Raw genomic sequence first — 24,987 nt, forward strand, 5'->3', positions numbered from 1 at the left:
TCCTCTGAGGCATCCTCGCCTGCCGAGCCGTCCGACCTGCCGACCTCAAGCACGTCTACCTCGGAAAAGACAACTTCCAAGAAAACGACGGCTGAAACTACCACCGCAGCCTCGACGGAAAAGCAGACCGCAAAGCCTTCCCAGACCACCGAGTCCACGAAGAACACGACATCTGCGGAGCCCTCCTCTGAGGCATCCTCGCCTGCCGAGCCGTCCGACCTGCCGACCTCAAGCACGTCTACCTCGGAAAAGACAACTTCCAAGAAAACGACGGCTGAAACTACCACCGCAGCCTCGACGGAAAAGCAGACCGCAGAGCCTTCCAGCTCCGCCACCAGTTCTGCCACGAGCGAGCCAACGTCTGAGCCGACCCAGGCTGCAGACTCGTCTACGTCTACCTCTACCTCTGCGTCCTCTACGTCCACTTCGGCACAGCCCGAGCCCGAATCTTCAGAGCCTGCGTCCTCGGATTCAAAGCCCTCGGAGTCGACCGCACCTACCACGACGTCTCCGTTGCTGACCTCGGAGTCCGAGCCTGAGCCTAAGCCGGCGCCGGTTACCACCGCGCCAAGCACCACTATCGCAGGTTCCGAGCTCGAGCCGACGCCAGAGCCGGAGACTACTGCTCCTACGACGACGATCCCTGGCTCAGAAATCGACCCCACCCCCGAACCAGAGATCCCTGTAGAGCTCGAACCGGAGGTGCCGCTGGTACCGTCCGAGCCGGAAGAGCCGGAAGAACCGGAGAAACCGGCAGAGCCAGCAGAGCCCGCAGAGCCGGAAGCACCGGGGCGCCCTGAGGAGTCCGAGGAGCCAACGACCCCGCCGAAGGTCATTGTCATCGACTTGGAAAAATAAGCAGCGCGCCCTGTCCCCCTGCGCGAAATGCGGGATACTACACTGAGTTTAATGAACAACACACCTGGCCCCTCCCCGCAGCACACGTCGGCGCCGGCCCCAGCGCCGTCGCCCGCGACCGTGGCTTCGCGCCACGCGGCCAGGTCCACAGCGCCCAAACCGGGCGCAGAACAGCGACGCGCTAGGCCGCGCCGCGCAGTGCGGCCGTCCGGCGAACCGGACGCTGCAAAACCCAAGCCAAAACCGAAGCCGCACCCACCTGCCCGTCACGAGCGACCTGCCGCGCCGGAGGCGGCTCACCAAAAGCCACAGCAGCAGCAAGCCGACTCATCCACCGATGCGGCCGACTACCCCTACGTGGCGCTGACCCTACAGACCACCGGCATCCACCCCAGCACCGGGCGCATCGTGACTATCGACGCCGTTGCTTTCAACGACGCCGGCGAACAAGGCCAGCTCTTCCACGCCGTCCTCAAGCCCGATATCGACGCCGGGCCGCGCCACCTCCACGGGCTGAGCACCACCGATATTGAGCAGGCACCGGCTTTTGGCAAGATCCTTAAATCGCTGGACAAGCTTATCGACGGCCGCACGCTCATCGTCCACGATCTCCCCTATACCTGGGGCTTTCTCGTCGCCGAGGCCCGCCGCGCCATGATGGCCGCCGCGCGCCAAAACCGAGCGCGCAATCGCGGCCGCAATAAGGGACGCCGGCGCCGCCAAAAGGTCGGGCACGTCCCCACGCCGGTTCGCATTATCGATACCTTGGCCACCTCCTACGCGCAGCAGGTGCGGGCGAATGATGTGCGGCTGGGGGGCGTCGCCAAGCAGAGCGGCCTAGACGCCACGCCGCAGGCCTCGGTGGAGCGCGCCGGCCGGCCCGAGCCGGAGACTTCGCGCGAGGACACCGAGCTGCTCATCGCGCTCTACCGCAAGCAAGAAGGCGGCACGGTGCGCAGCTATACGCCGGAGGACGTGCGCGCCGATCGCTTCGGCCTGCAACGCTCCCACGTGCGCGTCGACGCCGCCGAGGCCCCCATGCAGCACCACAACCCCGGCAAATATGAGCCGGGCAAGGAGCTGCGCCGCGGCATGGAAATCGTGGTCGCACCGGAAATCCTCGAGGACCCAGACACCATCATCGCCGCGCTCATGCGCGAAGAGCTCAACTATTCCGAGAAACTTACCCGCGAGTCCTCGCTGGTCGTCTGCAATGTCACCACGGATCTGGTGGGAAAACCCATGCATGCCCACCGCAAGGGCATCCCGCTGATGTCGGACGCCGCGTTTCTTGACGCCCTCACGCGCATCGAAGACGCCGAGCCCGAACCCGAACCTACTAAGCCAGCGCCGCGGGCCCAACGCTCGCCGCAGCACAACAAAAAGGGCGGCGGCAAGAACCAGAAGCGCCGTCGGCGCCGCGGCGGCCGCGGTGGTCGTGGCAGGGGCCGCCGAAATTCTGGCGGCTCGGCGGCGAAAAAGAACGACTAAGCCGCCCGCGCGACTACCCTAGGGGACATGAGTTTTAGAGTCCCGGGTGCGCTGAAGAAGTTGCGCACCACCACCGCCACTACCGCCGCGAAGCTGGCCACCACCGCTTCCCGCGCCACCGGCCGTGGCGCCGGCGGAATGATCGGTGGTCTAATCGCCAATGCCATTGACCCTTCCATCATGACCAACCTGGGCGGTGGGCGTCCGGCCGTGCTGGTTACCGGCACCAACGGCAAGTCCACCACCACCCGCATGTTGGCCGCCGCTGTCCGCGCCGAGCACACCGTAGCCACCAACGACGGCGGCGACAACATGGACGCCGGCATCATCTCCGCGCTCATGGCCGGCAAAGATGCCTCCCACCTGGTCCTCGAGGTAGACGAGCTCCACGTGCCCCACGTAGCCGATAACCTCAACCCGCAGGCCCTAGTCCTGCTCAACCTCACCCGCGATCAGCTGGACCGCGTGGGCGAAATCAACAAGATTGAGCGCGCCCTGCGCGGCGCCGTGGAGGCTCACCCAGACATGCTCGTCATCGCCAATTGCGACGACGTGCTCATGACCTCCGTGGCCTATGACGCCAAGAATGTCATTTGGGTCTCGGCCGGTGCCGGCTGGCTCGGCGATTCCGTCACCTGCCCGCGCACCGGCGGGCACGTCGTGCGCACCGAGGATGACTGGTACGCCGTTAAGCCGCTTGCCGACGGCCGCGAATTCCGCCGGCCGCAGCCTACCTGGGGCGTCGATAAGCATGGCATCATCACCCCGACCGCCAAGCGCCCGCTGAACCTGGCGCTGCCCGGCCGCGCAAACCGGGGCAACGCCGCCCAAGCCATCGCCGCGGCCGTGCAGGGCTTCGGTGTGGACCTCGATAAGGCCATTGCGGCCGCCGAAGGCATCGACGACGTCGCCGGCCGCTACTCCACCATCCACTGGAAGGGCCGCGAAATTCGCCTGCTGCTGGCCAAGAACCCGGCCGGCTGGCAAGAAGCCCTGTCCATGGTGGACCGCAGCGCCGATGGCCTGGTCATCGCCACCAACGGCCAGGTGGCCGATGGCATCGACATGTCCTGGCTGTGGGACGTGAAATTCGAAGGCTTCAACGGCTTAAGCGTCAAGGCCGCCGGCGAGCGCGGCACCGACCTGGCCGTGCGCTTGGTCTACGCCGATATTTCCCACGAGCTCATCCCGGACCCGATGGACGCGCTCGCCGCCTGCCCGGAGGGCCGCATCGAGGTCCTCGCCAACTACACCGCCTTCCGCGATTTGAAGAAGGCGCTTTCCAAGGAGGCCACCAATGCTTAATATCGGCCTAGTGCTTCCCGACGTCCTCGGTACCTACGGCGACGACGGCAACGCCCTCGTCCTGCGCCAGCGCGCCCGCATGCGCGGCTTCGAGGCGGAGATTCACCCCATCCGCTTGGGCGAACCCGTGCCCGAGACACTGGATATCTACACCCTCGGCGGCGGCGAAGATACCGCGCAGATCCTGGCCGCGGACCACCTGATTTCCGATGGCGGCCTTACCCGCGCCGCTAACGCCGGCCGCCCGATTTTTGCCATTTGCGCCGGCCTGCAGGTCCTGGGCGAATCCTTCCGCGCCTCCGGCCGCATCGTCGACGGCGTCGGGCTGCTCGACGCCACCACGGCCGGCATGCAGGACCGCGCCATCGGCGAGGTAGCCTCCGAGCCCACCCGCGCCGGTGTGACCGCTGACCTCACCGAGCCGCTGACCGGTTTTGAAAACCACCTAGGCGCCACCATCCTCGGCCCCTCCGCGCAGCCGCTCGGCACGCTCACCCGCGGCAATGGCAATGCCGACCAGGCCGCCACCGCCGATCTGAGCGACGGCTCCGCCCAGCGCACCTACGAAGGCGCCGTCCAAGACAGCGTCATCGCCACCTATATGCACGGCCCGGCACTGGCTCGAAACCCGCAGCTGGCGGATCTCCTCCTCGCCCAGGCCATGGGCGTGGCCCTCGCGGACCTCGAACCGATTGAGATCCCGGCCGTCGACCGCCTGCGCGTCGAACGTTTCAACGCCTCCGAGCCCCCACGCTCCCAAAGATAGGCCCGCGCCTGTGGATAACTTCGCCCGGCGGTCCCACAACCCCCGAGTTATCCACAGGCTCGGCCGCTTCCCCTTGTAGCCGCTTGCTCCCGCTCATAGGCTGCGGGGCATGACGTTATTGGAGCAGCTGGGCGACATCGCTAAGCGCGGCGTGGAACTTCTCGAAGAGGCCCACGCCGCCTCCAGCCTGCCCCTGCCCGCGGACCAAGCGCGCACCGTGCGCCGCACCGCCGCGGCCTTCCTCTCGCCCACCAGCCACTCGCGCTATCAATCCCGCGCCCTGGCCGCCGCGCGCCGCAACCAACACAGCCTGGAAACCCTCGCGCTCATCGCCCGCCGCTCGCGCGGTATTTCTGACCCCACCAAGCGCTGGCAATTCCGCGAGAAGCTATGCGCCACCGCCGGCACCACCGCGCAGGTCTCGCGCGCGGCCACTCGGCTGCTGCGCGAAATCAACCCGCCGCCCGAGCGCGAAGACGGCGGCCGCCGCATCATGCACGGCGAGAAAACCACCCTGAGTTTCACCGGCCCCGCCGCGCAGATGGCCGATATCTGGGCCGCCGCCAAATCCGACCCGCTGGCCTGGCTCACCGGTTCCCGCGCCGCCGCGCCCGCGACCGTGACCACCAATGTCATCATCGAGCTGCCGGATTATCTGAAAATCCTGGCCGGCGACGGCGACGACATCCGCCTCGCCATGACCAATGGCGCGACCATCACCGGCGCCGAACTCGTCCGCCGCACCCTAGCCGGCGCCGGCCTCTTCACGCTCATCCACCCCGAGCGCGGCCCCGTCAATCTCTACCGCACCCGGCAGGCCTCCGCGAAGCAGCGCCGCATGCTCGAGGCCGAAGGCGCCCACTGCGCCTGGCCCGCTTGCCGACGCCCCGCCTCCGAATGCCAAGCCCACCACCTCTTCGAATACTCCCGCGGCGGCCTCACCCACCCCGAAAACATGACGCTGCTGTGCCCATATCACAACTCCATCAACGGCCTGCCGGGCCGCGGCCGCATGGCCCGCGTCAACGGCCGAGTCGCCTGGCTTCCGCCCGCCAGCCGGCACAACGCTACGCCTAGCAGCATGCATAGCGGCCACAGCGGTGTACACAGCAGCGCAGATAACGGGACGGCAAGCAAAGCACACGGGCCGCCAGTGTTCACCGGCCGCGGGCGAACCGGGCCCTCGGCCGCCGTCCCCTAGTCCGCGCTCGCGCGCTCACCCGCGCTAAATGGTCAGGCGGCCAGAGAGCGCGCGGGACAAGGTGAGTTCGTCCACGAACTCCAGATCGCCTCCGAGCGGCATGCCGGAGGCCAATCTGGTGATCTTCAAATCAGGGAAGTCGCGCAGCAACCGCACCAGGTATGCGGCGGTGGCCTCGCCCTCCGTATTGGGGTCGGTGGCGAGGATGACTTCGTGGATGGTGGGGGTGGCGTCGTAAAGCGGGGCTTCAGGGGTGGAATCCGCCAGCTCGCGGTCTGGCAGCACGCCACCGAGGCGCTGCAGCAGCGTGGAAATATTCAAATCGCGCGGGCCCACATTCGCCAGCGGGTCTAGCGCTCCACCCAAGACGTGGTAGCGGCCCTCATACTCTCCGGTGCGCTCGATGACCTGGATATCCTTCGGCTCTTCCACCACGCAAATGGTCGAGGCGTCGCGCTGCGAATTAATGCAGATGCGGCAGACATCCTCGCGGGAAATATTGCAGCAGATGCGGCAGAAGGTCACGCCGTCGCGCACCGCGCCCAATGCGTTCTGCAGCCGCTCGATGTCCTCAGGCTCCATGTGCAAAACGTGAAACGCGATGCGCTGCGCCGACTTCGGGCCGATGCCCGGCAGGCGCGAAAACTCGTCGATGAGGTCTTGCAGAGGTCCTTCAAACATCAATTACTCCCAAAATCAGCAAAAGGCCGCGGCCCCAACGCGGGGCAACGGCCTTTTATCGTATCGTGCGGGCTACTGGTTGCCGCCGAAGACATCCTCAAAAGACGGGCCACCCTGGCCGCCCATGCCCTGGGACAGCGGGCCAATCTTCTCCTGTGCCAGGCGGCCGGCCGCAGCGTGGGCCTCCTTGAACGCGCCCATGACCAGGTCCTGCAGGGTGTCGACGTCCTCTGGGTCCACGACGGACTTATCGATCTGCAGGTCCACGAGCTCGGCGCCGCCGGTCATGGTCACCTTAACCAGGCCGTTGCCTGCCTGGCCCTCGACGTTGGTGGCGAGGATTTCTTCCTGCGCCTTCTGCAGGTCCGCCTGCACCTGCGCGGCCTGCGCGATGAGGTCGTTCATGTCATTTGCCTGCTGCATTGGGTCTTGGTCAGCCATGTCGTTTCCTTTCTAATTCAACTGTAAATTTCGCTACCGCCCGAGTGTACCGTGCTTGCCGGTTAGGCACGCCGTGCGCCCAGCTCGCGCTCCAGCAGCTCCATAGCTACCTCGGTAGCGCTGCGATGATCCATCTCGCCGGTAGACTGCGCAGCCTCCATCATGTCCCGCTCTTCGTCGTCGCGGGTATAGGCCGGGGGCTCCTCGGGCGGAGCGCCAAAGTCCGGCTCAGGCTCGGGCGGAAGCGGCACGCCATTGCTGAACTGCGATTCATCGCGTTGCTTGGCCGCCTGCGTCGCCCGTGCGATGCGCGAGCGCCACCCGGGCGCACTTTCCGGCTTACTCTCCGCCTCCTGGTCGTCGGCCGGCTCGCGCGCCGGCTGATTCGGCGTCCACGCTTCCTTGCGCTGTGGCGGCCGCGGGGCATCGAAACCGGCGGTCTTCGGGTCGGTGCCCACCACGCAGTTCACGGCCACATCGCGCTGGAACTCCTCCTTGAGCACCTCCACTATGACGGCGTTGTTCGCGGGCGCATTGATGCGCTCGGCCAGCGCACCGGTGGTGTGTCCCAGCGTCAGGGTGCCATCGCGGAAGCCAAGCACGCGGGCTTCGGCCAGCATGATTTCGGCCACCTTATTCCGCTTTCCGACGCTCCCCCTCAACGCCACCCATTTCTCCCTCACGGCCTCTGCGAAGTCACCCGCCGGCTCCTCCGCCGCCTGCGATTGCGCGGCAGGTTCCGGCGCAGTTTCCGTGGCGGATTCCTCCGCGCGGGCCGGCACAGGCTTCTCCAGTGGCTCGCGACGCTCCTGCTGGTCCGGTGCCGGCTGCGGCGTTTGCTGCGCGGGCGCTTCTGCTTGCGGGATTTGCCGCTCACGCTGCCACGGGTCCCCAGCCTCTTGCTGCTGTTCCTGCTTTGCCGGCTGTTTTGCCACAGCCACTTCGTCCCGTTGCGGTTGCGGCTCTTGGTCCTGAGGCTTCTGCGTGCGTTGCGGCTCAGCGGCCGCCGGCTGCTCGGGTTGCGCCTTCGGCTGCGCGTCCGGCAGCGATTCCGGTTGGGACGGGGCCTGCGGCTGAGCGGCCGGTGCAGAGGTTGGAGCAGAAGACGGGGCAGAAGCCTGCTGCTCCTGGGACTTGGCGCGGCGGCGAGCGATGATGGCAGCAGCGGCGGACTGGGGGTCTTGGGCACCGGCGACGGCAGAGTTGGCCGCGGGAGCACCGCCCGGGGTCGCAGGGCCAGCCGGCGCGGGCGAGACCGCGGCAGCATTGGCAGCGGGGGCGGAAGCGGAAGCCGCTGCGGGTGCAGGCGCGGCAGCAGCGGGGCCGGTGGACCCGATAAGCAGGTGCGCGCACATGATTTCTAGCAGCAGGCGCGGTGAAGTAGCACCGGTGAGGTCGCTGATGCGGTCATTGACCGTGGAGGCCAGGTAAGTCAGCTGCGGGCCGGAAAAGCGCTGCGCCTGGGCGGTGAGCACGGAAGCGCGGTCGGTGGGCGCGGAGACGAGGCCGGCTTCGATGGCGCCGGGCACGGCCTGCAGAATCATCAGATCGCGCAGGCGGTCGAGCAAATCGATAGCGAAGCGACGCGGGTCGTGGCCGGCCTCGATGACATGGTCCACCATCGCAAAGAGGCCGGGTTTGTCTTGGTTGGCGAGGGTGTCGATGGCGTCGTCAAGCAGCGAGACATCGGTGACACCCAAAAGCGGCCGGGCAAGGTCGTAGGTCAGACCATCGGGCCCGGCGCCGGCCAGTAGCTGGTCCAGCAGAGACAAAGTATCGCGCGGGGAACCGCCGCCCGCCTCAATAACCATGGGGTACACGGCGTCCTCGACCTGCACGCCCTCAGCCGCAACGGTGCGCTGCAGCAGGCCCTTCATGGCCGGCGGGGTCAGCAGGCGGAAGGGATAGTGGTGGGTACGCGAGCGAATGGTGCCAATGATTTTCTCCGGCTCCGTGGTCGCGAAGATGAAAATGACGTGCTCGGGCGGCTCCTCCACCACCTTGAGCAGCGCGTTCGCACCGGAGGGCGAAATCATATGCGCCTCGTCAATGATGAAGATGCGGTAGCGCGATTCGGCCGGTGCATAGTAGGCGCGATCGCGCAGCTCGCGCATGTCTTCCACGCCATTATGCGAGGCGGCGTCGAGCTCCGTCACGTCCAAGTTTCCGGGGCCGCCGGGGGCGAGGGAGACGCAGGAATCACACTTGCCACACGGCGTCGAGGTCGGCCCGTGCTCGCAATTGAGCGAACGGGCCATAATTCGCGCCGAGGAGGTCTTGCCGCAGCCGCGCGGGCCGGAAAAGAGATAGGCGTGGTTGATGCGCCCCGCATCGAGGGCGGCGGATAGCGGCGTGGTGACCTGCTCTTGGCCCACGACCTCCGCGAACGTTGCTGGACGATATTTCCGGTATAAAGCCACGGTTAGCCAGTTTACCGGCTAACCCTCGCGCGACCAGTCCAGCAGGTCAATGTCCTGCTCGGCCACCGCCGCCTGCAGCTTGCCGACGCCCTCTTCTACCCCAAACGCATATTCCGAATCCGTCAGCATGACCAGCTGCAGGATGAGGGTCAGGCGGCCCTCCTCGCGAAACTGCGGGGTCTGCCCGCCCCACAGGTACGGCGCGATGAAGAGCCCATGGTGCACGGTGACGTCAGGGACATCGAGGATGGACGGCAGCATCACGCCCGGCTGCGCCGGCAGCAGGCCGCCGGCCTTTTCGAAGGTGTCAGCCGCGGCGTTGATGGCGGCGGCCACCTCGGGCTGCCCGGTGCGCGCCACCGTGAGCAGCTCGCAGCGCACATCGGTGCCGTCGTCCTGGCTTTGCAGGCCGGTGTCGGTGGTGTTGAAGGTGGTGGTGAGGGCGAGCGATTGGGCGTCGGCAAGCGAGGCAAGGCCCAGCCGGCGCTTATCGACGTAGCGGAACTCCAGCGGCGCCGGGATAATCTCGCTCAGCCACAGGGCAGACTCGTCGGCGTTGATTTTAGGCCCCCAACTTCTCCACGGCGGCGAGCAGCACGCAGGTGGCAACGCCGTCCATCGCGGCCTCGACCTCTTCCTGCGGCGGCAGGGTTGGGGCGAGGCGGATATTGCGGTCATTGTCGTCCTGTCCATAAGGGAAGGCGGATCCGGCCTGGGTGAGCAGGATGCCAGCATCGCGCGCCAGCTCCCAGACGCGGTTGGCGGTGCCGTCGACGACGTCGAGGGAGATGAAGTAGCCGCCCTTCGGGTTGGTCCACTGCGCCACCTCGTACTCGCCGAGGCGCTTTTCTAGGATGCGCAACACGGCATCGAACTTGGGCTTGATCAGCGCGGCATGGCGGCGCATCACCGCGCGCACGCCCTCGGCAGAGCCGAAGAACTCGTGGTGCGCCAGCTGGTTAATCTTATTGGGGCCGATGCCGCGGATGCCCGCGTGCTCCAGGTACCACTCGAGGTTGTCTTCCGAGGTGCCGAAGAAACCCACGCCCGCGCCCGCGAAGGTGATCTTCGAAGTCGAAGACATGGCCCAGAAGCGGTTCGGGTTGCCTTCTTCTGCGGCGATATCCAGGATCGGCAGGATTTCCGGAAAGTCCTCGGTCAGAGTATGCACGGCGTAGGCGTTATCCCACACGATGCGGAAATCCGGTGCGCCGGCCTGCATGCGGGCGAGGCGGCGGGCCTTGTCCTCAGAAATCACAGCGCCGGTGGGGTTGGCGAACATCGGCACTACCCACATGCCCTTGACTGCCGGGTCCGCCACCAGCTTTTCGACGGCCTCTACATCCGGCCCGTCCTCCTCCATCGGCACCGTGACCAGCTCGAAGCCGAATTGCTCCGTGATGGCAAAGTGACGGTCATAGCCCGGCACTGGGCAGATCCACTTGAGTTTTTCTTCCTTGCTCCACGGCTGCGCGGAGTCATTGGTGCCGAAGAGAAAGGCCCAAGAAATCAGGTCGAACATGATATTCAGCGAGGAAGAGTCTGCGGCAACCAGCAGCTCTGGGTCCATGTTGGTCAGCTTGCCCCAGATATCGCGCAGTTCTTTGATGCCCTTTTGGTTGCCGTAGTTACGCAGGTCGTTTCCGGCCGCGTCGGTGTAATGTCCTAGGCCGGGCAGCGCCAGCAAATCATTGGAGAGGTCCAGCTGTGCCTTGGCCGGCTTTCCGCGGGTCAGATCCAATTTCAGGCCCTTAGCCTTAAGGTCCTCGTAGTCCTTACGGACCTGGGCGGCGAGCTCCGCGAGTTCGGACGATTCCAAAGTAAGAAGCGACATGCGTATGTCTACCTTCCATGTATAGGGCGACTTTTAGCCCCCAATAGTAACGCACGCCATACAAAAAGGGGACCCCGCGCACCCGCCAGAGCCTCCTGACCCTTGCTGCATTCCTGCCCTGGGGGAGTTCAGAGGATGGACGCCACGCGGAATCCTGTCCCATACTTTAACGCCCGCGCGCCGGTTTAGCCAAATGGGCCTCCGGCCGCACAGCCACCTGTCGCTCACGGGCAAGATACTCGAGGCCTAGCCACCACCCAACGGCTTAAATTCCACGAAAATACGTCCTGACCTGGCGATTGGTAAAATAATTGCCACGGCTGCTAATGTTTCTTCTCGGAGGATTCGACTAGCGGCCTATGTCACACGCCTGGAACGCGTGCGGGGTTCACGCCCCTCGTGGGTTCAAATCCCACATCCTCCGCCATTGTGAAGTCTCGAGACATCGTTTCTATTTCGATGTCTCGAGACTTTCTTCGTTTTGGGGGTTCGTTTTCGGGTCAAGGGTCAAAAGAACCCCTGCCTAGGGTGTAGAAGTTGTAACGCCTTTCGCTTCACGGTTTAGAGTATGTGAGTCCCCTAAGGCGCGAGCGCCATTCCCTACGTATACCTTCATTCGAGGAGCTGCCCGAGCATGCCAAGACCGGTTGATTCACACACCTCTTATGTCCCCGCCATCGACGGCCTTCGGACCGTCGCCGTGCTCGGCGTTTTGATTTACCACCTCAACCCTGCATGGTTGCCAGGTGGCTACTTGGGTGTCGGCATGTTTTTTACGTTGTCGGGCTACCTCATCACCGCAAACTTGATGCGAAGCTACCGCCGTGGCAAAGGCTTGGGCTTGCCCACGTTCTGGTTGCGCCGCTTCCGCCGACTCGTTCCGGCGGTTGCGCTCATGCTGGTGACGGTTTTGCTACTCACCATCTTCTTCGACCTGCCCAAACTGGGCGAAAATGCCAGGTTCTCCTTAAGTTCACTGTTTTATGTCAATAACTGGCATGTCATCGCAGAAGGCCAATCCTATTTCGACCGCTTTGCTGGACACGCGCCGCTGGACCACATGTGGTCGCTGTCCGTGGAGGAACAGTTCTACCTGTTCTGGCCGCTCGTGTTGTTCGTGCTTCTTAAGCTCACCGGCGGCAAGCGCGCCCCACTGGTCGTCAGCACGCTGGTACTGGCTGCCGTGTCCTTTGGTTGGATGGCTTTCCTCTTCAACACCGGATCCGATGCCACCCGCGTCTATGAGGGCACCGATTCCCGCGCTGGCGGGATCCTCTTGGGCGCCACGTTGGCCATCGCGCTGACTAACGCGCAGGGTTACCGCATTCCGCCGCGCCTGCTCACCATCCCCGCCGCGCTGCTCGGCGTGCTGGGCATCGCCGTCCTCTTCTGGCTGCTGCCAGATTACTCACCACACCTGTACAACTGGGGCCTTCTGGCCCTCTCAGCGGCCAGCGTCGCAGTGATTACCGCTGCCCTAGACAAGCGGACACTGACGTCCAAGTTCTTTGGCCTCACGCCGCTGCGCTGGATTGGTGAGCGTTCCTACGGCATCTACCTGTGGCACCTGCCGGCAATTGTCTTCATCCCCCAGTGGGAGAACCTGCCGTGGGCTCATCCTGTGTTGGTCACCGTGGTGGCCATTGCGCTGGCACACATTTCGTGGACGCTGGTGGAGGATCCGGTCCGCCGCCACGGCGTAGTCGCACCCTTGAAGCAATGGTGGGCCAAGCGCCATACGCTGCCGCGCATGGCCCTCGCCATTCCGGCTACGCTGCTTGCCGCGGTGGTATCCATGGGCATTCCCGCTGCGTGGAATAATTCCCTCAACCAGGCCGAGCAGCCCGGCGCACAGCAGATGGGCGTCCAGATTGGCGGCGACGGCCCGGCCCCGTCCGGCTCAAAGGAGAAAGATTCCTCCGCTGAGGCTTCCGGAGAAGCTTCTCCTTCCACGGAGAATGCGACGCCAGAGAAGGGCAAGACCCGCTGCACCACCGTCATTCACGTGGGCGATTCCACATCCATCGGCATGTTTGATGATGCCTACCTGTCCGATCCCCAGCGCAACGCGCAGGTAACCTACAAGAATGTTGGCGCACAGGACGTGGTAGCCGATGTCACCGGTGCACGCTCCACTGTGGAGTCTTTGGAGGGCGATCCCTCTATCCGTGATTCTGTCCAGCGTCTTCTGGATCAGGGCTACGGTGAGGATGCCTGTTGGATCATCGGTGCCGGCGTGAACGACGCCGCCAACCGCGCCGTGGGTGGATCCGGCGAGGAGGACTGGCGCGTGGACCAGATCATGGAACTGCTGGGGGATGCCCCCGTCCTGTGGCCGACTGCCGCGACCAACCTCAATTCCGGCTCCTACGATAATGCCAACATGGCGCCCTTCAACGAGGCACTCCTTGCCGCCCGGGATCGCTACCCAAACCTTGTTGTCTATGACTGGGCTTCCGACGTTCGCCCCGAATGGTTCCTCCCAGGCGATGACGTGCATTACCAGACTGAAGGTAATGAAAAGCGCGCGGAGTACTTCGCCAAGGCGCTCACGTTGGCCTTCCCCACGGATGGCTCCGCACCGGACGATCAGATAGTCACGGTAGATAAGTAGGCGTGAACACTAGTTAAAGACGGGCGGCTCCACGCCGTCCTCTTTGAGCCGCTCCACGTGCGGCGTGGGCCACGTCAGTTGACGACGGATAGTAACAATTTCTGCCCGCAACTTATCTGGCACGGCCTGCGACCTGGATGGCGTACAGCTTTGACGATGGCCATAGTGCAGTTGGGGCTGTTCATAGTGTCAAATATGTCATCAACTCCGCCACCACATCCTCCACCACAGGAAATCCCGGCTCCTGCTGCATAGCAACGGAGCCGGGATTTTGTTATATCTGCTCGGCGCAGGCAGGCGCTCGGCCGCGCTAGCCGACGCCGCGCTAGCCACTAATCGATGACCGGTGGCTCGTAGCCATCCGCCTTCAGCCACGCGACGTGCGGCGGCGTATTCATCCCCCATTCGGTGCGCGCCCAGAGGAAAGCCTGGGAGACCTCGGCCTCGGAATATCCCCCATCGCGCAGGTATTGCCGGAAGCCATTCGGGCCTGGGTCTTTGATCCAGAGCCAGACGTAGTCGTCGAGGGAGTCGTCGGCAAGCAGGCCTTCTAGCCCAGCCGGCACAAACTCGCGCTCGGTGCGCACGCGGTCCGCTAAGTCCTGGTCAAGGAAGTCGTAGAGGTAATCCAGCGCGTCCTCAAGCTGCGCATAATCGAAGGCATCCATGCCGCCTAGCCTAGTGACGCTTGGTGCCCAAGACCATGCGGTCGATTTCCTCGAGCACCTCGTCCACAATGGCCGGGTTATAAGCCCGATCGCCGCGCATGCGTAGCAGCTCCTCCTGCGCCGCCGCCAAAGCGGTCCGGCGGGCCTCCAGAGCCACGTGGCGGGCCTGCCAGGCGCGCTGCTTGCGGGAGTCATCGGAAACATCCTCGCCATCGCCGAGCCGGTCCTCGAACCACTGAATCACGTTGGCGGAAATTTCGGGGTCGACCTTCTCGGCGTCGGCAGTAATGTGGCCGTCCGGCCGGAAGTGCGACAGGGCCTCGATGCTGGCCGCACGCGCGCGGCTCACCACGGCGGCGCGCATCTTATCGCTGGCGATCTGGGAGGCCTCCGTGAGATCGAGGCGCTCCATCAACCACGGCAGCAGCAGGCCGGGCACCACCATCGTGACCAACAAGACGGTCAGCGCAATGACCGCGAGCTCGTGGTGGAAGCTGAACACGCCGGCCGGGATGGACAAAACCAGCGCCAGGGTGACGAGGCCGCGCATGCCGGACCACGTCATCAGCAGCACCTCCTGCAGGCGCAGCGGCGCCACGCGCGGGCGGCCGCGGGAGACGTTGATGCGGTAATAGATGTACATCCACACCAAGCGGACGATAAAGGCCACGAGGGACAAGATGACGCCCACCACCACGGAATGCCACAGGTCCGATCCCACTTCGCCGATGGCGGTATTGACCGTCAGGCCAATGAGCCCGAAGGCGACGCCGGTAAAGAGCAGCTCGATGGTCTCCCAGAAGGACTGGCCGGACAGGCGGTCCTCGGCCTGGATATCGGCGCGGGAATTAAGCTCCACGGCCGCGATGACCACGGCGATAACACCGGAGGCGCCGAGTTCCTCCGAGATGAGGTAGACCGCAAACGGCGTCACCCAGGTCAGCGCGTTGCGCGCAGTGACGTCGTGGACGTGGGTGATAAACAGCGCCACCAGCCGGCCGACGACCCACCCCAGGCCACACGCAACGAATGCGGAGTAGAAGAAGTTGAGCACGCCGCCGCCGAAGGAAAGCTCATCGCCTTGGGTCACGGCCGTCAGCGCGAGATTGAAGGCGACGATGGAGGCGGCGTCGTTAAACAAGCCCTCGGTCTGCAGGGTGGTGATGATGCGGCGCGGAATGCCGGCGGGCTCGGCCACGGCATCGACGGCGACGGGATCCGGTGGGGCGATGGCCGCACCGATGAGAATGGCCGCGGCCAGGCTGATACCCGGCAGGAAGGCATAGGCCGTGAAGCCAACGGCCAGCGTGGTGGCGACCACCAGCAGCACGGACAGGCTCAAGATGGTCACCCATTGCTCGCGAATAACACCCCACGAGGTGCGCCGGGCCAGCGCCCACAGCAGCGGCGGCAGGAAGATGGGCAGGATGAGTTCGGTGGGCGGCTCGAACTGGGGCAGGCCGGGCACGAAGACCGCGCAGGCGGTAATAATCGTCAGCAGGGCCGGCCACGGCAGCCCAATCTTGTCACCGATGGCGACGACGAACACGGTCAGCAGCATGAGCCCAATGAGCACCAGTAGAACTTCCATGGGCCCAGATTTTACCCCCGCCAGATATAAGGCTCAGGGCTGAGTCGATCGGGCGCGAATTGCGCGAGCAACTCCGCGGCACTGTGAGCCTCGTACCCCAGCGAGGCCGCCAGCTGCTTGACGACGTCCCCCTCCTCTCCCATCTCCCGCATGGTCACCGCGCCATCGCGCTTGGCTAGGCGCTCGCCGGATGCATTGAGCACGAGCGGGACGTGGATAAACTCCGGCGGTTCGATGCCGAGCAGCGAGGCGAGGTAGGCCTGGCGCGGCGCGGAGGAGAGCAGATCATCACCGCGGACCACTTGGTCGATGCCTTGGTAGGCATCATCGACGACGACGGCCAAGTTATAGGCCCAGCCGGTGTCTTGGCCGCCGCGGCGCAGGATGAAGTCATCGACGTCGCCCGTATAGGTGCCGTGGAGGGCGTCGTGGATGGTGAATGTGGGGACGTCGGCAAGCAGGCGAAGGGCGGGCTGGCGATTCTGGGCCGCAAGCTCGGCGCGCTTGGCCGCACGCTGGTCCTCGGTGAGGTTGCGGCAGGTGCCCGGGTACTGGCCGGGAATGGCGTGCGGGGCGCGGGAGGCCTCACGGATATCCTTGCGGGAGCAATAGCACTCGTAGGTGGGCAGCTGGGCCAGGGCCTGCTCATAGGCGGCGTCGCGATCGTGCTGGTAGATGACCTCGCCGTCCCAGTCCAGCCCGAGCGCGCGCAGGTCCGCAAGCTGGCGCTCGGCCGACTCCTGGGAGGAGCGCTGCTTATCGATGTCCTCCACGCGCACCACAAAGCGCCTGCCCGTCGACCGGGCGAAAAGCCACGCCAGAAGCGCCGTGCGGAGGTTGCCAAAGTGCAGATCGCCCGAGGGGCTTGGCGCGTAGCGGCCGGCGCCGGTGGTCGCGGAATTCATGCCCACAGTCTACGGGCTGGCACAATGGCGGGCATGGAAAAATCAACCGGCGCTGAAGTGCGCTTCATTCCCGTCCGCTCTACTCTCTACCCTTGGCTGGTCACCGTGTTTGTGGTGACCTTCCTGATTTCTAATATCAACGCCACTAAGGGCGTGCAGCTCGGCCCGCTGGTGACCGACGGTGCCTTCTTTCTATTCCCGCTGGCCTATATCGTCGGCGACGTGCTCTCCGAGTGCTATGGCTTTAAATCCACCCGGCGCGCGGTCTACATCGGCTTCGCGATGGCCATCTTGGCGGCCGTGTGCTTCTATATCGCCATTTGGCTGCCGGCGGCCGATTTCTACGAGGGCCAGGAGGCCTTCGCAGCCACGCTCGGCCTGATGCCGCAGATTCTGGCCGCTTCGCTAGCCGGCTATCTCGTGGGCCAGCTACTCAATGCCTGGACGCTGACTGCGATGAAGAAGCGCTCGGGCGAAAAGGGGCTTTTCGCGCGCCTTATCGCCTCTACCGTGGTGGGCGAGTTCGGCGATACGTTGCTGTTTTGCGCCATCGCCGCGCCGGTAATCGGCGTGGATTCGGTGGGTGGTTTCATCAACTACGTCATCGTGGGCTTCGTGTGGAAGACCCTGATGGAGGCCATCATGCTGCCGGTGACGGCCGCGGTCATCAAATGGGTGAAGAAGCGCGAGGATTACTTGCCGGCGTAGTAGCGGCCGAGGAATTCATCGCGGTAGGCCTCGTAGTAGCCGCCGTCGATGGCGGCGCGGATATTATCCACCAGGCGAATCATGAACTCCACATTGTGGATTGTGCACAGCGTGCCGGCGAGGAATTCCTTCGCCTTGAGCAGGTGGTGCAGGTAGGCGCGGGAGTAATTCTCGGATACGTAGCCGCCGAATTCCTCGTCGACGCCAGCAAAATCCCGCTTGAAGCGCGCATTGGTAAGGTTCATGCGGCCGTCAAGGGTGTAGACGCCGCCGCGGCGCGCCAAGCGGGTGGGCGCCACGCAGTCGAAGGTATCGGCGCCGGCCTCGACGGCGGTGAAGATATCGTCCGGCTCGGAGATGCCGAGCAGGTGGCGCGGCTTGTCCTCGGGTAGCTCATCGCAGACCCAGCCGACGATGGTGCCCAGGTTTTCCTTCTCCAGCGCGCCGCCGATGCCGAAGCCGCCGAAGCCGCGCTTGCCGTCTTCGCGGGCGGCGCGGTCGAGGTCGAGCAGGCCGCGAGTGGCCTGGCGGCGCAGGTCCTCGTACTGCGCGCCTTGAACAACGCCCCACAGCGACTGCTTCGGGCGGTGGGTGCGCTCGCGGGTGAGGCGATCGTGCTCATCCAGGCAGCGCTTGGCCCAGCGATGCGTGCGCGCGACGGATTCTTCCTGGTAAGTGCGCGTATCAACGAGCGTGGTCAGCTCGTCGAAGGCAAACATGATGTCTGCGCCCAGCCCGTGCTGGATCTGCATGGACTTCTCGGGGGTAAAGCGGTGCTTGGAGCCGTCGATGACGGATTTAAAATCCACGCCGTCCTCGTCCACCTGCGCCATGCGTTCCTTTTTGGCGGCGCGGATGTCCTTATCGCTGAGATCCGCAATGTCCATCGCAAGGACCTTTTTGAAGCCTACGCCGAGGGACATGACTTGGAAGCCGCCGGAGTCGGTGTAGGTCGGTCCGTGCCAGTTTTCGAACTTGGCCACGCCGCCGGCCTCATCCACGATGTCGTGGCCCGGCTGCAGGTAGAGGTGGTACGCATTCGACAAGATGGCCTGCGCACCAGTGGAACGAATCTGCTCCGGGGTAAGCGTCTTGACCGTGGCTTTGGTGGCCACCGGGATGAAGGCCGGGGTCTGGATATCACCGTGCGGGGTGTGGATGACACCGCTGCGGCCGTGCTTGCCGGGGCCTTCGGGCAGGCGCTTGCCGACGTCGAAACTCAAGTCCATGATTATTCTTCTTCCTTGTGTGCAGGGCTAGGGGTTGGGGCCGGGGTGGCGTGTTTAGCTTCCCATTCTTCTTCCAGGGCGGTGCCTTCGATATCCAGGGTGGGCAGAATCTTCGCCAACCACTTCGGCATCCACCACGTCGCGCGGCCCATGAGGAACATGGTGGCGGGGACAAGGGTCATGCGGATAAAGAAGGCGTCGAAAAGCACGCCGGCGGCCAAGGCAAAGCCGAAAATCTGGATGAAGGGCAGGGGCTGGTTAATAAACGCCACGAAGACCGAAATCATGATAATGGCCGCGGCCGTGACCACGCGGGCGCCTTGGGTAAAGCCGGTGATAGTGGCCTCGTCGACGGCGCTATATCGCCCGCCGGTGCCCTCCGGATGTCGCGAGATATGCTCGCGCATGCGGGTGACCAGGAAGACCTGGTAGTCCATCGCCAGGCCGAAGGTCACGCCAATGAGGAAGATGGGCATGAAGGAAATCAGCGGGCCCGGCGCGGGAACCAGGTTCCACAGGCCTTCCTGCCAAACCAGCACGGTCAGGCCAAAGGCGCCGCCGACGGACAGCAGGAAGCCCAGGCCCGCAACCAGCGGCACCAGGATGGAGCGGAAGACCAACAGCAGTAGCACGATGGCCAGGCCCACGACGATGGCCAGGTACGGCGCCATGGCTTCCTCGAGGCGCTCGGTGATATCGAGCTGCACGGCGGTCAGGCCGGTCAGACCGATGTCAGTACCGGTGGCGTCTTCAATCTCGCTGGTCGCCGAGCGCAGCGCGTGCGCAACGTTAACCGTCGCGGCGTCCGTCGGCGCGGTTTCTGGGGTGACCATGATCTGCGCGGCGCGCTGGTCCTTACTCAGGCCGACGATCTGCGCGTGCTTCACACCGCCCAGCCCCTTGAGCTGGTCCGCGGTGTACAGGAAGGACGCGAGCGCGGCCTTATCCTCCGGCGAGGAATTGTCCGCAGCGTCTGCGGAGGTGTCTACTACCTCGGCGGCTGGGGCAATCTCCGGCTCGGCCTCGGCCGCGGGCTGGTCCGGCTGCGGCTGCTCAGGGTCTGCGTTCTCCGGCGCAACGTCCTCTGGTGCAGCGCCCTCGGGCGCGGCCTCCGCGTCTGGTGCGGGGGTGGGCGCGGGGGCTGGTTCGGGCTGGGATTGGGCGTCGACAAGCGGGGCGAGGGCGCCGGCATCCGCGTTGACCGTGTGGGCATCGACCACGGCGAGGAAGGGGCCGTTGACGCCGGGGCCGAAGCCCTCGGACATGATGTCGGCGGCCTTGCGCTGGGTGGTATCGGGATTGGAGGTGGTATCGGCTGGAAGGGCGAGTTCCATGTGGAGCACCGGCGCGGTCATCGCGCCTAGGGAGAGCACAACCAGCGCCATGGCCAGGCCGGGGACCTTCTGGACCAAGCGCACCCAGCGGTTGCCCATGGTGGGACCACGGCGGCGCTTGTCCTTGCGGGTCGGGTTGCCGGCCACGCCGGGGATGCGGCCGTTGAAGGCCTTATCACCCAGCAGACCAAGCATCGCGGGGATGAGCGTAAGCGAGACCAACACGGCGATGGCAACGGTGCCTGCGGCGGCCAGGCCCATGGCCGTCAGGAAGCCGATGCGCGCAATGAGGAGCGCAAAAAGTGCGGTAAAGACCGTCGCGCCGGCAAAGACCACGGAGGAACCAGCCGTGCCCACCGCCATGCCTGCGGCGTCAGGCCCGTCCATGCGGCGGCGCTCGGCGCGGTAGCGCGACAGGATAAACAGCGCGTAGTCAATGCCCACGGCAAGGCCAATCATGATGGCCAGGACCGGGGTCATATTATTGAGCTCAATCCAGTGGGTGGCGATGAGCATGCCCAGCGCGCCTAGTCCCACGCCGATGACGGCGGACACCAAAGGCATACCCGAGGCCACCAGGGAGCCAAAGGTAAAGATGAGCACGATAAAGGCAACGCCGAGGCCGATGATCTCAGAGGTGGAATTGACCGCGATTTCATCGCCAAAGCCGGCACCATTGCCTTCTACCGTGAGGCCACGGTCGCGGGCGATGTTCATTGCGTCGGTAACGGTGTCTTTGTCGGCCTGCTCCACGCTATAGGGCGACTCGGCGTCGAAATTGAAGGTGGTGTAGGCAATGGTCTCATCATCATTGACCATGGCGAGGTTGTCCGCATCCGCGCGGGCGGATGCTTCCGGCAGCCCCATATCCGTGAACTGGTGGATCACCTGGTCCTGCAGGCGAGGAGAGACCTCAAGCGGGTTGCCAAAGCGCGTGGTATCGCCCATCTCCAGGTTGTCCTCGAGATAGGAGATGGTGGCGTCGATAGCCTCGCGGTTGGCGGGATCAGAAAGCTTCTGGCCGTCTGGAGCCTTGAAGACCACGTTGACCGAGGGCGAGTTGGCAGGGTTGCCGCCCTCTGGGAAGAGGTCCATAGTCTTGTAGGTGGCGTCGATGGACGGGGTTCCCTTGATGGAGAACTCGCTCGTCATCGGTTTCATCAGCAAGGCGGCGGCACCGCCGACGGCGGCGAGCAGCAGCAGCCATGCCACGATGACCTTCCACTTATGGAGGAAAGACCAGCGCCCAAGACGATAAAGCAGTTTAGCCACGGGTAGATGTACCTTTGCATTCGCGTGGGGGACGGGTTGAACTTTGCCCTAGTGTAGTGGCCATACCCCACAATCCCCTATCACGAAGCCACCTGCGTCCCAGTTTTCACAGCTGGCGGCCAGCCAGCCGGATTCCGCGCGCCTGCTGGGAAATTGGGCAAAAGAAAATCCCGACCTGCGCAAACAGGCCGGGATTCCGGTGCGGTGGCGGCGGGATTTGAACCCGCGGTTGGGGGTTACCCAACAATCGCTTTCGAGGCGATCACCTTCGGCCGCTCGGACACGCCACCGCGTTCCAGACTACGGGAGTGGGCCCGAGCGACAAAATCGCTGCGCCGGCGGGGTGCCAGCGCAGCGATGTGAGAAAAGGGGACGAGGATTAGTCGTCCTTCAGGCCGCCGATAACCTCGTTGGCCTTGTCCTTGATGCCATCGGCAGCGTCAGACAGCTTGTCCTTAGCCTCGGAGGTGACCTGGTCGGCCTTGCCCTCGTTAGCTACGTCCTCGTTGCCGGTAGCTTCGCCGTAGGCTTCCTTTGCCTTGCCTACGAGGCCATCCTTCTTGTTTTCCAAATCGCCCATAATCACTCCTTTGAGTAGACAGTTGTTGTATGACCACCAGTGTACGCACGTTTAGCGCAGGCCGTCGAAGAAGTTTCGGAGCAACCCAGCGCATTCGTCTTCGAGGACGCCGCCGCGGACCTGCGGGGTAAAGGGGGCGGTGGGGGCACGCAGGACATCGATAAGCGAGCCGCACGCGCCCGTCTTGGGCTCAAAGGCGCCAAAGACCACGGAGGACACCCGGGCAGCCTGCAGCGCACCGGCACACATAGCGCATGGTTCCAGGGTGACAACGAGTTCGCAGCCGGAAAGCCGCCAGCCATCGCCGTGCACGCGGACAGCCTGGCGAATGGCCTCGACCTCGGCGTGGGCGGTGGGATCGGCCAGCTCTTCGCGGCGGTTGACGCCGGTGGCAAGTTCGGTTCCGGCGGCGTTGTACAGTACCGCACCCACGGGGACGTCGCCGGCCGGCGTGCGCTTGGCGACGTCGAGGGCGCGGCGCATCCTAGCCTCAGCGCGCAGCACGGGCTCAGGCGTTATCAATGACGTCTTCCAACTCATCGCCAAAGCCGAGCTCGCCGGCGATGCGCAGCAACATATCGGAAGGCCAGTCCTCATCATTGTCAATGATGTAGCCCACCTGGTCCTCGGATAGGCCAAGGTCGGCGAAGATATCGAAATCGCCCTCGCCATAAGGATCGGCCTCTTCGGGGTCCACATCCGGGATTTCATGGTCGTTGATATCCATGAAATCGGCGGCGAAGTCATCGTCCACGCCGTAGGTGGCATCCGAGATGAGCATCTTCACCCCGCCCGGCACCGGGCGCACGGCAATAAAATAGGCATCCTCCACGCACAGCAGCGCGAACGCAGCGCCCTCGGAACGCAGGCTGCGCACCGCATTGATGGAGGTCTGCGGATCCTCAAAGTCATCGTTGAAGCTGCGCACCAGCCATTGGCCCGCGTTGCGGGCGACGGTTACCGCGAAGGAGTAATTTTCGTTGCTCATACCTCGTGAGATTAGTCGTGTTGTGCCACAATTGTCATCGTGAGTTCTCAAGATGTTCAACGCCCCATCTGCATTATTGGCCTCGGCCTCATCGGCGGCTCTTTGCTGCGCGATCTCGCCGGATACAATCACCACGTTTTTGGCTACAACCACTCCACGTCTGGCGCCCGCACTGCAGTAAAGCAGGGTTTTGACGTCACCGATGATCTTCCCGCCATTTTGACCCGCGCGGAGACGGAGAACGCCCTCATTGTCATAGCCGTGCCTATGGGCGCGGTGGGCGAGGTGCTCGACGCCATTCAGGAGCACGCGCCGAGCTGCGGTATTACGGACGTCGTTTCCGTTAAGACGGCCGTGCGCCAACAGGTGCTGGAGCGCGGAATGGAGTCGCGCTATGTGGGCGGCCACCCGATGGCGGGCACGTCCCAGTCCGGCTGGGATAACTCGCAGAAGGACCTATTCCGCCGCGCGGCGTGGGGCATTACCTATGACTACGCCGCCGAGTGTGAGGCGCGCGGGGAAAAGATTCCGAAGGAGTGGATTGAGACCTTCACCGAGGTCGTGCGCATGACCCAGATGGTGCACGCAGAGGCGGTGCCTATCCGCGTGGCTAATCACGATGCCGCGGTGGCGCGCATTTCCCACCTGCCACACGTCTTTGCGGAGATCCTCGCCGTGGTCGGCGATAATGGCGGAATCCTGGCACAGTCCCTGTCTGCTGGCTCCTTCAAGGACGCCACCCGCGTGGCCGGTACGCACCCGGAGCTGGTGCAGCAGATGTGCGAGACCAATGCGCCGGCGTTGGTGGAGGCTTTGGACGAGGCCCTGGACTTGCTGCGCGATGCCCGCGAGAAGCTCGACTCCCCCGAGCCTTCCATCGCTGAGCTTACCGACGCCGGCTACCGCGCCCGCACCCGCATCGATGCCCGCTCCGGCGCGCGCAAGGAATCGGTCTCCCCGATCAAGATTTCTTCCCGCCCGGTGCTGCGCCTGCATCCAGGCGGCCCGAAGTGGGTGGCGCAGCTACGCCAGTCCGAGTCCCTGGGCGGACGCATCGAGATTTTCTAGCCCTTGCGGCTGCGGTTGCGCAGGCGGGGAATCCGCGCCAGCACCGCGGCGGCGATCAGGCCGATGGCGGCTATGCCCGCATAGAGCCCCGCACGATCTGCACTGGTCTGCGGGGTTTTCGGCGGTTCAGGGGTGGTCTTAGCGGAGAGGATGGCGTCTTTATCGCGGCCGCTCACCACGCCTTCTATCCAGTCCTTGGTACCGGCCAGCGTGGTGATTGCCGCGCTTGGCGAGGGCAAGTCCGGATCCCCATTCGCCGTTCCCGCGGTGGCCAAGCCGGCAAGCTTTCCGTCGACGAAGAAGGGACCGCCGGAGTCGCCGCCCTGCATGCCGGCGCGGCCGGTGGAGTGCACATCGAGGATCGCGCTTTCGATCAGCGGCATCGCTTCGCCGGCCGGTACGCTTTCTGCCCCCTCTGGTGCGCTGAGCCCCGGCATGGCCTCGGCCGCGGGAACACTTTCACCGCCAGCGGCATCCTCACCAGCGTCCGTGGCGGCGCCCGCGCCAGCGTCCGCGCCAGCTGGTTCGGCGGAGTTAGCGGGGCCAGCAGGGCCGGCGCCGAGGAGCTCAGCCACTTCCATCTCCGCCTGCGGCAGCTGGCCGCGGCGCGCCATGGAGGAACTGCTGCTCCAGCCGTAAAGCGTGCCGCGCTGGCCAGGTTCTGGCACGTGAGCGGAAATCTCGGCCGGGGTGGTGTCGGCGACGGGGGTGGTGAGGTGGAGAAGGGCGGCGTCGGAAAGCGGGGATAGCGCCCACGAATCGGCGTCGTAGGTGGTGTCATTGATGCGGGCCTGCGTGCCCTCGTTATTGACGGACTCGAGGCAGTGGCGGGCGGTGAGCACCCACTGGGCGGCCACGAGGGTGCCGGTGCAATCGCCGAAGCTGCCCACGCGCCCGATTTTCAACTGCGCCACGGTGCGAGACTCCGCCGAGTCTGGGGCTGGCTTGCCGTACTCGAGGGCGCTGGCAGGGGTGGCGGTCAATGCCACGATGCCGGCGGTAAGCAGGGCGGGGAAGATTTTGTGCTGCATGA

General features: G+C 64.8%; 21 protein-coding genes, 2 tRNA genes, 1 other RNA gene and 1 pseudogene. 8 read left to right on the top strand and 17 right to left on the bottom strand.

From position 1 onward, the window contains the following. A pseudogene (locus MHK09_RS07610) lies at positions 1-842 on the bottom strand (hypothetical protein); the annotation flags it as partial. A gap of 214 nt (positions 843-1,056) precedes the next feature. Between MHK09_RS07610 and MHK09_RS07615 the strand changes: the two are divergent. The 4 genes from MHK09_RS07615 to MHK09_RS07630 all read left to right on the top strand — a co-directional run bounded on the left by MHK09_RS07615 (position 1,057) and on the right by MHK09_RS07630 (position 5,621). Next, positions 1,057-2,349, top strand: coding sequence for a DNA polymerase III subunit epsilon (locus MHK09_RS07615; protein ID WP_366511714.1), 1,293 nt, complete (start codon positions 1,057-1,059; stop codon positions 2,347-2,349). Positions 2,350-2,376: 27 nt separating this feature from the next. Next, on the top strand, positions 2,377-3,654 hold the full coding sequence (locus MHK09_RS07620; RefSeq protein WP_005323158.1) for a Mur ligase family protein: 1,278 nt from the start codon (positions 2,377-2,379) through the stop codon (positions 3,652-3,654). Further along, positions 3,647-4,420 carry a type 1 glutamine amidotransferase gene (locus MHK09_RS07625; protein ID WP_250409768.1) on the top strand — a complete coding sequence of 258 codons (774 nt, stop codon included), beginning with the start codon at positions 3,647-3,649 and terminating at the stop codon, positions 4,418-4,420. Before MHK09_RS07620 ends, MHK09_RS07625 begins: the two co-directional genes overlap by 8 nt. A gap of 109 nt (positions 4,421-4,529) precedes the next feature. Next, positions 4,530-5,621 carry an HNH endonuclease signature motif containing protein gene (locus tag MHK09_RS07630; RefSeq protein WP_250413140.1) on the top strand — a complete coding sequence of 364 codons (1,092 nt, stop codon included), beginning with the start codon at positions 4,530-4,532 and terminating at the stop codon, positions 5,619-5,621. Between the two features lie 24 nt (positions 5,622-5,645). Here the strand turns inward: MHK09_RS07630 and recR are convergent, their stop codons facing one another. From recR to ffs, 6 genes are all read right to left on the bottom strand, one after another. Continuing rightward, the gene (gene recR, locus MHK09_RS07635) at positions 5,646-6,302 is read right to left on the bottom strand and encodes a recombination mediator RecR (protein ID WP_005323161.1); all 657 of its coding nucleotides are present in this window, start codon (positions 6,300-6,302) and stop codon (positions 5,646-5,648) included. 72 nt (positions 6,303-6,374) lie between these two features. Further along, complete coding sequence (locus MHK09_RS07640) at positions 6,375-6,743, bottom strand: YbaB/EbfC family nucleoid-associated protein (RefSeq protein ID WP_005327377.1); 369 nt, start codon at positions 6,741-6,743, stop codon at positions 6,375-6,377. A gap of 62 nt (positions 6,744-6,805) precedes the next feature. Then, on the bottom strand, positions 6,806-9,163 hold the full coding sequence (locus MHK09_RS07645) for a DNA polymerase III subunit gamma and tau (RefSeq protein ID WP_250413141.1): 2,358 nt from the start codon (positions 9,161-9,163) through the stop codon (positions 6,806-6,808). 18 nt (positions 9,164-9,181) lie between these two features. Further along, positions 9,182-9,772, bottom strand: a complete 591-nt coding sequence (locus MHK09_RS07650) for a suppressor of fused domain protein (RefSeq protein WP_250413142.1) — start codon at positions 9,770-9,772, stop codon at positions 9,182-9,184. Beyond that, positions 9,726-10,997, bottom strand: a complete 1,272-nt coding sequence (locus MHK09_RS07655; RefSeq protein WP_250413143.1) for an aspartate aminotransferase type Ic — start codon at positions 10,995-10,997, stop codon at positions 9,726-9,728. Before MHK09_RS07655 ends, MHK09_RS07650 begins: the two co-directional genes overlap by 47 nt. 60 nt (positions 10,998-11,057) lie before the next feature. Continuing rightward, an RNA gene (gene ffs / locus MHK09_RS07660) (signal recognition particle sRNA small type) lies at positions 11,058-11,156 on the bottom strand. 179 nt (positions 11,157-11,335) lie between these two features. On the opposite strand from ffs, the gene MHK09_RS07665 reads away from it, so the two are divergent. Beyond that, positions 11,336-11,424, top strand: a tRNA-Ser gene (locus tag MHK09_RS07665). Positions 11,425-11,631: 207 nt separating this feature from the next. Next, positions 11,632-13,611 (top strand): acyltransferase family protein, encoded by a 1,980-nt coding sequence (locus MHK09_RS07670; RefSeq protein ID WP_005327383.1) that lies wholly within the window; start codon positions 11,632-11,634, stop codon positions 13,609-13,611. A gap of 332 nt (positions 13,612-13,943) precedes the next feature. Here the strand turns inward: MHK09_RS07670 and MHK09_RS07675 are convergent, their stop codons facing one another. The 3 genes from MHK09_RS07675 to gluQRS are packed head-to-tail and all read right to left on the bottom strand — an operon-like array spanning position 13,944 to position 16,775. Continuing rightward, positions 13,944-14,279, bottom strand: coding sequence for a hypothetical protein (locus MHK09_RS07675; protein ID WP_250413144.1), 336 nt, complete (start codon positions 14,277-14,279; stop codon positions 13,944-13,946). Between the two features lie 10 nt (positions 14,280-14,289). Next, entirely contained in the window at positions 14,290-15,870 is a 1,581-nt protein-coding gene (locus MHK09_RS07680; RefSeq protein WP_250413145.1) for a cation:proton antiporter, read from the bottom strand. Positions 15,871-15,881: 11 nt separating this feature from the next. After that, positions 15,882-16,775 carry a tRNA glutamyl-Q(34) synthetase GluQRS gene (gluQRS, locus tag MHK09_RS07685; protein WP_250413146.1) on the bottom strand — a complete coding sequence of 298 codons (894 nt, stop codon included), beginning with the start codon at positions 16,773-16,775 and terminating at the stop codon, positions 15,882-15,884. Between the two features lie 33 nt (positions 16,776-16,808). Between gluQRS and MHK09_RS07690 the strand changes: the two genes are divergently transcribed. Further along, positions 16,809-17,483 carry a queuosine precursor transporter gene (locus MHK09_RS07690; protein ID WP_436232107.1) on the top strand — a complete coding sequence of 225 codons (675 nt, stop codon included), beginning with the start codon at positions 16,809-16,811 and terminating at the stop codon, positions 17,481-17,483. On the opposite strand, the gene tgt is transcribed toward MHK09_RS07690, so the two are convergent. The 6 genes from tgt to MHK09_RS07720 all read right to left on the bottom strand — a co-directional run bounded on the left by tgt (position 17,468) and on the right by MHK09_RS07720 (position 22,886). Further along, positions 17,468-18,712, bottom strand: coding sequence for a tRNA guanosine(34) transglycosylase Tgt (gene tgt, locus MHK09_RS07695; RefSeq protein ID WP_250413148.1), 1,245 nt, complete (start codon positions 18,710-18,712; stop codon positions 17,468-17,470). The genes MHK09_RS07690 and tgt overlap by 16 nt on opposite strands. A 2-nt stretch (positions 18,713-18,714) precedes the next feature. After that, a complete protein-coding gene (locus MHK09_RS07700) occupies positions 18,715-21,318 on the bottom strand; it encodes an MMPL family transporter (protein ID WP_250413149.1) in 2,604 nt (867 codons plus the stop codon). Positions 21,319-21,520: 202 nt separating this feature from the next. Next, positions 21,521-21,608 (bottom strand) — tRNA-Ser (locus MHK09_RS07705). 89 nt (positions 21,609-21,697) lie between these two features. After that, entirely contained in the window at positions 21,698-21,898 is a 201-nt protein-coding gene (locus MHK09_RS07710) for a CsbD family protein (RefSeq protein WP_250413150.1), read from the bottom strand. 51 nt (positions 21,899-21,949) lie between these two features. Further along, entirely contained in the window at positions 21,950-22,381 is a 432-nt protein-coding gene (locus tag MHK09_RS07715; protein WP_250413151.1) for a nucleoside deaminase, read from the bottom strand. A gap of 25 nt (positions 22,382-22,406) precedes the next feature. Beyond that, complete coding sequence (locus tag MHK09_RS07720; RefSeq protein WP_005323176.1) at positions 22,407-22,886, bottom strand: tRNA adenosine deaminase-associated protein; 480 nt, start codon at positions 22,884-22,886, stop codon at positions 22,407-22,409. Positions 22,887-22,925: 39 nt separating this feature from the next. Between MHK09_RS07720 and MHK09_RS07725 the strand changes: the two genes are divergently transcribed. Further along, the gene (locus tag MHK09_RS07725; RefSeq protein ID WP_250413152.1) at positions 22,926-23,954 is read left to right on the top strand and encodes a prephenate dehydrogenase; all 1,029 of its coding nucleotides are present in this window, start codon (positions 22,926-22,928) and stop codon (positions 23,952-23,954) included. Here MHK09_RS07725 and MHK09_RS07730 read toward each other — a convergent pair. Further along, complete coding sequence (locus MHK09_RS07730) at positions 23,951-24,985, bottom strand: trypsin-like serine protease (protein WP_250413153.1); 1,035 nt, start codon at positions 24,983-24,985, stop codon at positions 23,951-23,953. The two genes, MHK09_RS07725 and MHK09_RS07730, sit on opposite strands and share 4 nt — an antisense overlap. Between the last annotated feature and the right edge of the window lie 2 nt (positions 24,986-24,987).

The organism is Corynebacterium tuberculostearicum, from assembly GCF_022347235.1.
GTDB classification, from domain to species: domain Bacteria; phylum Actinomycetota; class Actinomycetes; order Mycobacteriales; family Mycobacteriaceae; genus Corynebacterium; species Corynebacterium tuberculostearicum_F.

Coding starts and splice junctions, on each gene's coding strand:
- MHK09_RS07720 (WP_005323176.1), bottom strand. CDS start 22,886: ATGAGCAACGAAAATTACTCCTTCGCGGTAACCGTCGCCCGCAACGCG.
- MHK09_RS07625 (WP_250409768.1), top strand. CDS start 3,647: ATGCTTAATATCGGCCTAGTGCTTCCCGACGTCCTCGGTACCTACGGC.
- MHK09_RS07690 (WP_436232107.1), top strand. CDS start 16,809: ATGGAAAAATCAACCGGCGCTGAAGTGCGCTTCATTCCCGTCCGCTCT.
- MHK09_RS07675 (WP_250413144.1), bottom strand. CDS start 14,279: ATGGATGCCTTCGATTATGCGCAGCTTGAGGACGCGCTGGATTACCTC.
- recR (WP_005323161.1), bottom strand. CDS start 6,302: ATGTTTGAAGGACCTCTGCAAGACCTCATCGACGAGTTTTCGCGCCTG.
- MHK09_RS07630 (WP_250413140.1), top strand. CDS start 4,530: ATGACGTTATTGGAGCAGCTGGGCGACATCGCTAAGCGCGGCGTGGAA.
- MHK09_RS07640 (WP_005327377.1), bottom strand. CDS start 6,743: ATGGCTGACCAAGACCCAATGCAGCAGGCAAATGACATGAACGACCTC.
- MHK09_RS07620 (WP_005323158.1), top strand. CDS start 2,377: ATGAGTTTTAGAGTCCCGGGTGCGCTGAAGAAGTTGCGCACCACCACC.
- MHK09_RS07710 (WP_250413150.1), bottom strand. CDS start 21,898: ATGGGCGATTTGGAAAACAAGAAGGATGGCCTCGTAGGCAAGGCAAAG.
- MHK09_RS07655 (WP_250413143.1), bottom strand. CDS start 10,997: ATGTCGCTTCTTACTTTGGAATCGTCCGAACTCGCGGAGCTCGCCGCC.
- MHK09_RS07670 (WP_005327383.1), top strand. CDS start 11,632: ATGCCAAGACCGGTTGATTCACACACCTCTTATGTCCCCGCCATCGAC.
- MHK09_RS07715 (WP_250413151.1), bottom strand. CDS start 22,381: ATGCGCCGCGCCCTCGACGTCGCCAAGCGCACGCCGGCCGGCGACGTC.
- tgt (WP_250413148.1), bottom strand. CDS start 18,712: ATGGACTTGAGTTTCGACGTCGGCAAGCGCCTGCCCGAAGGCCCCGGC.
- gluQRS (WP_250413146.1), bottom strand. CDS start 16,775: ATGAATTCCGCGACCACCGGCGCCGGCCGCTACGCGCCAAGCCCCTCG.
- MHK09_RS07680 (WP_250413145.1), bottom strand. CDS start 15,870: ATGGAAGTTCTACTGGTGCTCATTGGGCTCATGCTGCTGACCGTGTTC.
- MHK09_RS07730 (WP_250413153.1), bottom strand. CDS start 24,985: ATGCAGCACAAAATCTTCCCCGCCCTGCTTACCGCCGGCATCGTGGCA.